General features: G+C 57.5%; 4 protein-coding genes. 1 reads left to right on the forward strand and 3 read right to left on the reverse strand.

Features of this window, described 5'->3' with window-relative positions:
- Positions 1–38: 38 nt before the first annotated feature.
- The 3 genes from ACOTYN_RS15700 to ACOTYN_RS15710 are packed head-to-tail and all read right to left on the reverse strand — an operon-like array spanning position 39 to position 6530.
- Positions 39–2213 (reverse strand): virulence factor SrfC family protein, encoded by a 2175-nt coding sequence (locus ACOTYN_RS15700; RefSeq protein ID WP_332958253.1) that lies wholly within the window; start codon positions 2211–2213, stop codon positions 39–41.
- Entirely contained in the window at positions 2210–5191 is a 2982-nt protein-coding gene (locus ACOTYN_RS15705; protein WP_063861410.1) for a virulence factor SrfB, read from the reverse strand. Before ACOTYN_RS15705 ends, ACOTYN_RS15700 begins: the two co-directional genes overlap by 4 nt.
- A 4-nt stretch (positions 5192–5195) precedes the next feature.
- Positions 5196–6530 carry an SrfA family protein gene (locus ACOTYN_RS15710; protein WP_045135197.1) on the reverse strand — a complete coding sequence of 445 codons (1335 nt, stop codon included), beginning with the start codon at positions 6528–6530 and terminating at the stop codon, positions 5196–5198.
- Between the two features lie 283 nt (positions 6531–6813).
- On the opposite strand from ACOTYN_RS15710, the gene ACOTYN_RS15715 reads away from it, so the two are divergent.
- Entirely contained in the window at positions 6814–8412 is a 1599-nt protein-coding gene (locus tag ACOTYN_RS15715; protein WP_332958248.1) for an ABC transporter substrate-binding protein, read from the forward strand.
- The last annotated feature ends 129 nt before the right edge of the window (positions 8413–8541 follow it).

An 8541-nucleotide genomic window follows, 5' to 3' on the forward strand; every position in this document is an offset into this window, starting at 1 on the left:
GGCCGGGCAAGCACAGCGCCACCCGGCAAGAAAGGCAACTACATGATTAAAGCCCGTAATGCCTGACGTGCGTCAGGTTGAATATCATGCGGATGCTGGTAATCAATGTTCTCTATCGCCCGGCTATAGAGGGCAACCAGCCAGTCGTAAACGTACGCGGTGGCCGCATGGACTGGCTGTTCCGCCAGACGCGTCAGACGTGGCGCGGCGCTGCTGACGACGGGCGTAACGAAGATAGCCTGTCCCTTGCGGATGCGGCTTGCCGGACGCTCTGCTGAAGGCGTTTGGTCATACCCCAGCCAGCCAACGAAATTGCCCATCACGGCGTGCAGTTGCGCGGCGCTACTCTTATCCGCTTCGACAATACGCTGAAGCTGTTGCGCCAGATTAAGCCGGTAGCTGGTGACCACCAGAACATCCGCGATTTGCTGTAATACTGCGGGTTCCAGACCGAGACGGGCGGCCGTGGCCTCATTACGGCTCCACTGACGCAGATGATTTATCCATACTCTGTGTGCCAGACGCGCCTTGTCCTTCGTCTGGAACTGACCAGCACTTTCCTGGGCGTTATCGGTAAACAGATCAATGGTATCCGTAAACAGCCCATTGACCTGCTCCTCGCGCGGTTGCTGGACGGCGAGCAGCGTTTCAAACGCTTTCATCGGCGGCATCAATCCTTCAAGAAGCTCGCCGTGACGGGCGGCACTGCTTTGCAGGGTGCGCACCATGTTTTCGGCCTGTGCGCGTCGGGTAGCCGGTTCCTCAACCAGCGGGGCGAGATAGCTGCGCATTAGCGCCGAAAGCTCCTGGCGAAGCAAGCTTTTCAGCGTTCCAAGGCGCTTCTGCCGCTGCGCAGGGAGCGTGGCCTGAGACAACCACTCAATGACGCGCTGCATGCTGTGGCTATCCAGCGCCTGCAGCGTGCCCCAGCGTAAACCCGGTTTACCGAGCAGATGCTGTACGGCTTCATCAAGATTCTGGCGGGTGGTAAAGCGGGCGTCATGCGGGGTAATCGCCCACACCAGCCCCGGCAGGGCAGACTCTTCAGCAGGCTGCGTCTCTTTGACCCAGTTCATTAACACTTTTGCTTTTTTGGCCGTCTGCTCGTGCTGCGCTGTCGCATTGCAGATAACCAGCACGTCAGGCTGTAGCTGCTGGCGGTAATGGTCGAGCAGCCACTGACATTTTGCCTGCGCTAACGGATCGGCACTGCTGTCTTCAAAGACCGGAATATCAATGATATCAACGTTATCCAGCGCACCACTCTCAACCGGCAGGACCAGCTCGCGGGTCAGGAAGGCCAGCACGTCAACCGGGAGGCTGATGGCGTTGAGCATGTCGCCGTTATTCAGCGGATGCAGCAGCGTCTCCTGTGCGTCCTGCTGGGTTAAGGTGCCATGCGTCAGGAACCCTTCACCCGGCAAGCCAAAGCTATCTACCAGCAGACTCAGCGGAGCAGCAAGCTCGCTGGCATGGCTGGTCTGATGCAGAACATGGGCGAGCTTCAGCCACTGTTGGGTGAATTCCTGTTGCTCACCCCACAGCAGCGACCAGACGCTTGCCCGGGTGCTGAGATCAAGTGAAGGCACCAGTTGGGCAAGCTCATACCACAGGGTATCATCAATTTGCTGTTTCGCAGCGGGTATTGTGCACTGCCAGAAGCGGGCGATGGCACCCACTTCCTGCGCCGTGATACCCGGTACGCCCTGCGGCTGACGCAGGCCACGCCATTTCTCAAGACGGGTCTCAATGACCGCCTTATCCACTGCGCGCATCTGCGGATGCAGCGTCGTGCGGGCAATAAACAGCTGTACCAGCTCGGCCTCGGTGATCAGACTCAGACGTAGCGGAAACGCCTCATCGACCACCTCCCGGTTTTCCCGGGTAAAGCGGATGGCCATGTTGGTCAGGGCATGACCCGGATTGATATGCGAAAAATAGTCAAAGGTGCGCTGGCCTGGCGTAACGTTTAGCCGTCCATTACCGCTGCCGCACAGCGACAGCAGCAGGTGTGCTTTTGCGCTCTGCGAATGACCGTAAAGTCCAATGCTGCTCTGGCGGGTCAGGGCACGTTCAATAGCCTGCTCTCGCGCCTGCGCCGCGTTGATGCGGGCAAGCAGGGCGTCAGCATCGTTGTCCAGCACAGGGGCATTCATGCGCGTCTCATTAATCCACCCGATTAACGCCTGAGTGGTGGTGGTCGTCGCTGTCATTTCAGGTATACGCTCCCGCTGTCGATCCAGTAGTGGCTACCGCTGTGTCGGCGATCGGCCAGAGTATTCAGTTTGAAGGTTAAGGCGTCAGGCGCTACCGGTGTGCCGTCCTGTAGCCAGGCATCGCTCAGTTCAAAGGACTCAGGACCTTCCTGCTTGCTGCCGCCGCAGAGCTTAAGCCGCACGTTCAGCACGCCGTCACCGGCAATCGCTTTCGCCAGTTCAGCCGAATTGATGTTGAGCGTATAAAGCGGCGTGGCAGGCCAGCGTGCGTTCGCCAGCTGGCGGAAGCCGAGGGTGACGTTGCCGCGTAGCGGGAAGTGCAGGCGTGCGTCGAGTTTTGCGCCCGGCTTATCGAGGTCGATATCCTGATACCAGACGTTTTCCTCACGCAGGGTATTAACGGTGTTATCCAGCACGCCGAGATAACGCACGGTAGAATACGCGCCAATGTCCGCGGCTTTAAAGTTGAAGCGCGGCAGACGCAGGTCGAGCGCCAGGCTGCACAGCATGGCACCCACGGCGGCGGTTGATTTAGGGTTACCAATGCGCCCCTGCTGACTGAACGGATACCACTCATGTACCTGGTATTTATCCAGCCAGACGATGCGATTGACCGGCACCGGCTGCAGGTGACGGATCAGCGCCTGAACGCCTGGCAGGCAGCCAGGGCGACCGGTAATCAGCAGAATATCGCAGCTGTAGTGGGAAATCGCTTCACAGACTGCGTGAAGCGGAGAGGTCAGCGTAAACTGACCGGCCAGCATCGCATCCTGCATCTCGCGGAAATTGACGTGCAGCGGTACGGCGAACAGGTCGAACGCTTCTGAGCCCGCAGGCAGGGCATGATCAATCGCCTGCTGCAGATAATTCATGACGTTGCGGGTTGGTTTCTGCGGCAGAAGATCGCCAAAGGTGGCATGCAGGCCAGCCAGCGGATCGTCAACGTCGCTGGATTCCCACGCGGCAAGAATGGCGTGGCCAATCGGCATAAAGAGCTGTAGCGCCGTTTGCTGGCGCAGCACGGCCTGGGTATCAATACGCCCGGAGTCGCCGAACAGCGACGCCATGAGCAGCGAGGCGTCCGCAATCCCGGATTTCTGCAGTTGCGTTTGCAGGGCGGGCAGCACGTAGCGCTGAATCACGTCCAGAAGGGTATCATCGCCCGCCACTTTAAACCCTTCGCGGAACAGCAACTGCGGCGTGATTTTGACGTTATTACCGGAGCCGTCATCCAGTTGATAATGGGTGATCGCCATATCCGTGGTGCCGCCACCGATGTCGATAGACGCGACGCGCAATGCGCGGCCGGGCTGCACACCCGGCTCAGGCTCACGATCCGTGCGGGCGAGCGAGGCAAAGAAGGCTTCCGTCTGGCCGCCAAAATGGGAGATCGCTTCGTTATACAGCCAGACCAGTTGACCACAGCTGGCCTCATCCCACTCCATCTGGATTTCAGGGACCGGCACCACGCTTTTTTCCTGCTGTTTGCGGGTGGCAAAATCCTCATCCTGCGGGTGCCAGCCCATCGCTTTCCAGACGATGGCGATGGCTTCGAACATGCGGCGACGGAAAATCTCGCGCTCCTGCTTTGGCATTGCCGAGGGCAGGGTCAGGATCAGGGTGCGCAGCTGGCGTGGCGAGGCAGGGAAGCCCAGACGCAGGCGGGTGGCGACGCTGTTGATCTGACCCAGCGCCTGCGCCAGCAGCTCGCACAGCATATGCGTCATCAGGGTGCTGCGGCTGTACTGCGGCGAGAAGACAGGCAGTCGCTCGTCCTGCGGCAACGTAAACAGCGGTTCACCGTCATCGTTCATCAGGTTCATCAGTGGGAACGCCGTGGCAAGCGGCTCACGCTGGGTTTTGCCGTTCATCTGACTAAAGCGCCAGTCCTGCACCACCGGTGTTTCATCCCACAAATAGCGACGCGGGCTGGAGATGCCGCTGTTCCCTTCGGTTCCCAGACGCTGCATCGCCAGCTTGCGGGCTTCATCACCCACGCGAACGATCGACGGCCAGACAAACGCATCTTCGCGGCCACTTTCAACCGAGAAGTGCTGTTTGCCAAAGCGTGCTTCGGAGAACTCGAGACGGCTGGTAAACAGAGGCTCATTGAGGAATTGCGGCTCGCTCAATGAACGAACCTGTAACTCGGCGGTCTGCCGCAGTCCATCGTTCGCATCGCCGTGGTCTTCAATAATGACGCCGCAGGTGTGAGTGTTACCGACGTCTAGGATCAGGTCGACCGGAATCGCTGGCGTACTGAGGGTATGGGTAACAAATTTCACTTCCGGCACGGTGAGCTGTTCACCGAGCATGGTCAGCAGGTTAAGCCAGTGAGCCTGATATTCAAAGCTGCGCATCGCCTGATGCAGGTCACGTTCAGAACGATTTTCAACGCCGTCAGCATACTGGGTAAATGCTTCACGCAGCCAGCCGTCAATCCAGGTCTGGTCGAGGAAGCTTTCAACCTCGCTATCGCGCCAGGCCAGCGCGAAACGGGTGCCGTTCAGGATATCGTTTTCAACCGGCGACAGCGCGGAGGTGGCATGTTCCGCAATCTGGCTGTCGAGGGCGAGGGTCACGCGGTGCGTATTGCCTGCGGTGTCGGGGGTGTCGAGCTTGCGGACCTGCACGCGGGCCCAGTTATCCGGCCCCTCCACAAAGGTGCGCGGCGGGTTGAAACGCAGAAACGGGACGGGAAGCCAGACGCCGTCCAGCACCGCAAGGGACTGCTGCAGCGGGATAGTCGTTTCCGGTTTAACCACTTCAGGCTGGCCGCCGTGCGTTCCCGGCACGGTATAGCGCCCGTTAACCAGATCGAAATCGAGGCGTAAAAGAGGGCCGTTGGCGGTTTTACGTACGAAGCGCCCGTGGCTGGCGGTGTCCTGCGGCGTCAGCCCGAAATCGAGGAATTGCACGCCGCTGTTGGCAATAAGCGTAACGCTTTGTTTATAGTCGCAAAGATTTACCAGCATAGGATCAGGCACCTGCTTTCTTGAACGTCAGGGGGACGACGGTGTTGGCATCATAACGGGCGCGACATTCTGCGATATCGCTGGTGCCGGCTTTACAGGCGACTTCCGGCATCGGGTAGCGGGAACCGTCGGTGCAGCGGGCCGTGCCGCGACTCTTGATCATCAGCTCACCATTGCTGTGTAGCCCGGAGAAGATCTCCGCGCGGCAGACAATATTGTCGCCATGGACTATGCGGACGAAACCTTTATTGTTCTGGATTTGATAGCGCATTGACGGTGGCTTGCCGGTGACCGGGTCTTTCACGTCGAGAATCGCGCGCCAGGTACCGTTCAGGAAGCGTGTCGATCCGGCTTTCACCTGACCGGCCTCCATTACCATGGCATCTTTCGGGATCGCGACAATCACCACGGGAGCGGGTTCAGGCTCTTTTTCTTTGCTCGCCACCACCTCAGCCTGATGCAGGGGTAAATTCATCGCCAGTGGCTCAACGGCTTTGATCGGTTTTGGGGCGATAGCCACGGGCTCAGGGACCGGCGCAGGCGCGGGCTCTGCAGAAGGGGCCGGTTTTGGCCACATCAGCGGGGCGGCAATAGCGGCAACGATCACCGCCGCGACCGGCAGCGTCCAAAGGGGAACGCGACGCTTCTTCGTGATGACGACAGGTGCGGGTTCAGGCGCAGGTTGCGCAACAACCGGTGCGGGCTCGGGCGCATACAGGTCTTCCGGCGTAATCCGTATCGCGGCGACCGGGGCAATCAGCGGCTCGTCAGCTTTTTCAAAGGTGATGGCCGGTTCGGGCACCCGCTCGGGCTCGGGCTCAGGATCTTCAATCACAACAGGGGCGGGCTCAGGGATCAGCGATTCACGCAGGCAGTCGAGGACATCGTCACGCGCATTTTCATTCAGGTTTACAAAACCCCAGAAGCACAGGATCGGTTTTCCGTCGACGAGAAAAACGAAATTTTCCCCAGGGAACTGAAATGCTTTCGACAGCAGCGAGCCGAAGAGCTGTTGCGCTGTTTTCGGCGACTGAAGGCATTTCTTGCTTAACGACTCTACGCTCGCAAGGGTGTTTTCCAGGTAGCGCAGGGCGCGATAGCGGTCGTCCTCATCAGCCGCTTTCCAGCTGGTGACGTTTCCCTCCACCGGGGAGTACCAGTCCACGCGGTCGCCGCTGTCGTTGACCTGCGGAATCGCCAGACAGTCAACGATAGCCTGTTGTTTGCGCAACCGGAGCGCTTCCCGAATTTGTAACGCTGATTCAAAAACGGCTTGTCCGCCGCCGCCCACGGCCTGAAAATCATCCAGGTTACCGCTGCGTAAAAGAGTTTTAGCCACGATTTGATCCCATATACTTCTTCACGCCGTTACTTTAACGAAACGAGGAAGAAAACAAACGGAGGAAGAGAGGCTAAAAGGGCCGATTTCTTGCGGCATAGAAAGTGACGGTTGTGCTTGACGGATAATGGCACTTAAGGCAAATCATCTTTTCGGATGCTGACCGTAAAACCAGCAAAAAACGCGGCTTTAGAATAACCTGATAGTGTTTCGTTATTTGCCAGGTCATAACGGCTGTGCTGTTATTACTGTCCTATATAATAAAACTGTCAGGGTTATAACCATGTCTACAGGGAAAACACTGCTCGCCCTTGCGCTGAGCGCGCTTTTACCAGCCGGTGCCGCGTGGGCGGCAAACAACGACACCTTAATTTACTGTTCTGAAGCGTCACCCGAGTCGTTCAACCCGCAAATCGCCAGTTCCGGCCCCTCTTTTGTCGCCAGTTCTCAGGTACTGTACAACCGCCTGATCAATTTCGACCCGGTGAAAAACACGCCGGTTCCGTCGCTGGCGGAATCCTGGACGATTTCACCGGACGGTAAGACCTATACCTTTACCCTGCGCAAAGGGGTGAAGTTCAACAGCAACAAATACTTCAAGCCGACCCGCGACTTTAACGCCGATGACGTTATTTTCTCGGTTATGCGTCAGAAAGACCCTAAGCATCCGTACCACAACGTGTCCCAGGGTAACTATGAATACTTTAACGACGTGGGTCTTGATAAGCTGATTCAGGACGTCAAAAAAGTCGACGATTACCACGTTCAGTTCACACTGAGTGAACCCAACGCCGCGTTCCTGGCCGACTGGGGGATGGATTTTGCCTCGATTCTCTCCGCAGAATACGCCGATGCGATGCTGAAAAAAGGTACGCCTGAAAACGTGGACACCTGGCCGATCGGTACCGGTCCTTATGTGCTGCAGCAGTACAAAGTGGATTCACTGATCCGCTACGTCGCTAATCCGAACTACTGGGATGGCGAGGTGCCAACCAAACATCTGATCTTCTCCATCACGCCAAATGTGGAGACGCGTCTGGCGAAACTGCAGACCAACGAATGCCAGATTATACCCGCGCCGTCTCCGGTGCAGTTTGAGGTGATTAAGAAGAACAAAGACCTGACGCTGCACTCGGTTGATGCGCTGAACGTCGGCTATCTGGCGTTTAACACCGAGAAAAAACCGTTTGATAACGTGCTGGTGCGCCAGGCGCTGAACTACGCGACCGACAAAAAGGCTATCGTTAACGCGGTCTTTATGGGGTCGGGGACGGTGGCAAAATCGCCGATCCCACCCAATATGATGGGCTTTAATAACGATCTGAAGGATTACAGCTACGATCCGGAAAAAGCGAAAGCACTGCTGAAGCAGGCCGGGATGGAGAAGGGCGCAGACGTTACGCTATGGTCAATGCCGGTTCAGCGTCCGTATAACCCAAACTCGCGTCGCTTTGCGGAGATGATCCAGAGCGACTGGGCGAAGGTGGGCGTGAAGGCAAAAATCGTCTCTTACGAGTGGGGCGAATATCTCTCCGGAATGCGTAAAGGCGAACATGATTCCGCACTGTTTGGCTGGATGTCCGATAACGGCGACCCGGACAACTTTGCCGATGTGCTGCTGGGCTGCAACAGCATTAAAACCGGGTCAAATGCCGCACGCTGGTGCGATAAAGATTATGATTCCCTGGTACAAAAAGCGAAGCTGACCAGCAATCCGGCTGAGCGTGCGAAGCTCTATGGCCAGGCGCAGGAGATTTTCTACCAGCAGGCTCCGTGGATCGCACTGGCAAACGGCAAAACGTTCTATGCGACCCGCAGCAACGTGACCGGGTACAGCGTGAGCCTGATGGGCAGTGATTTTTCAAAAGCGAAGCTGAACTAAGCATTTTATTGCCGGGTGGCGGCTACGCCTTATCGGGCCTACATTTTGCACCCGTAGGCCCGGTAAGCGTAGGGTATGAACCGGAAACATGGGTAACACTTTAGACCGGATACATGGGTAACAGTTATA

It is taken from the genome of Enterobacter cloacae complex sp. IR5458 (genome assembly GCF_049238025.1).
In the GTDB taxonomy this organism is placed as follows: Bacteria; Pseudomonadota; Gammaproteobacteria; order Enterobacterales; family Enterobacteriaceae; genus Enterobacter; species Enterobacter kobei.

Coding starts and splice junctions, on each gene's coding strand:
- ACOTYN_RS15705 (WP_063861410.1), bottom strand. CDS start 5,191: ATGCTGGTAAATCTTTGCGACTATAAACAAAGCGTTACGCTTATTGCC.
- ACOTYN_RS15700 (WP_332958253.1), bottom strand. CDS start 2,213: ATGACAGCGACGACCACCACCACTCAGGCGTTAATCGGGTGGATTAAT.
- ACOTYN_RS15715 (WP_332958248.1), top strand. CDS start 6,814: ATGTCTACAGGGAAAACACTGCTCGCCCTTGCGCTGAGCGCGCTTTTA.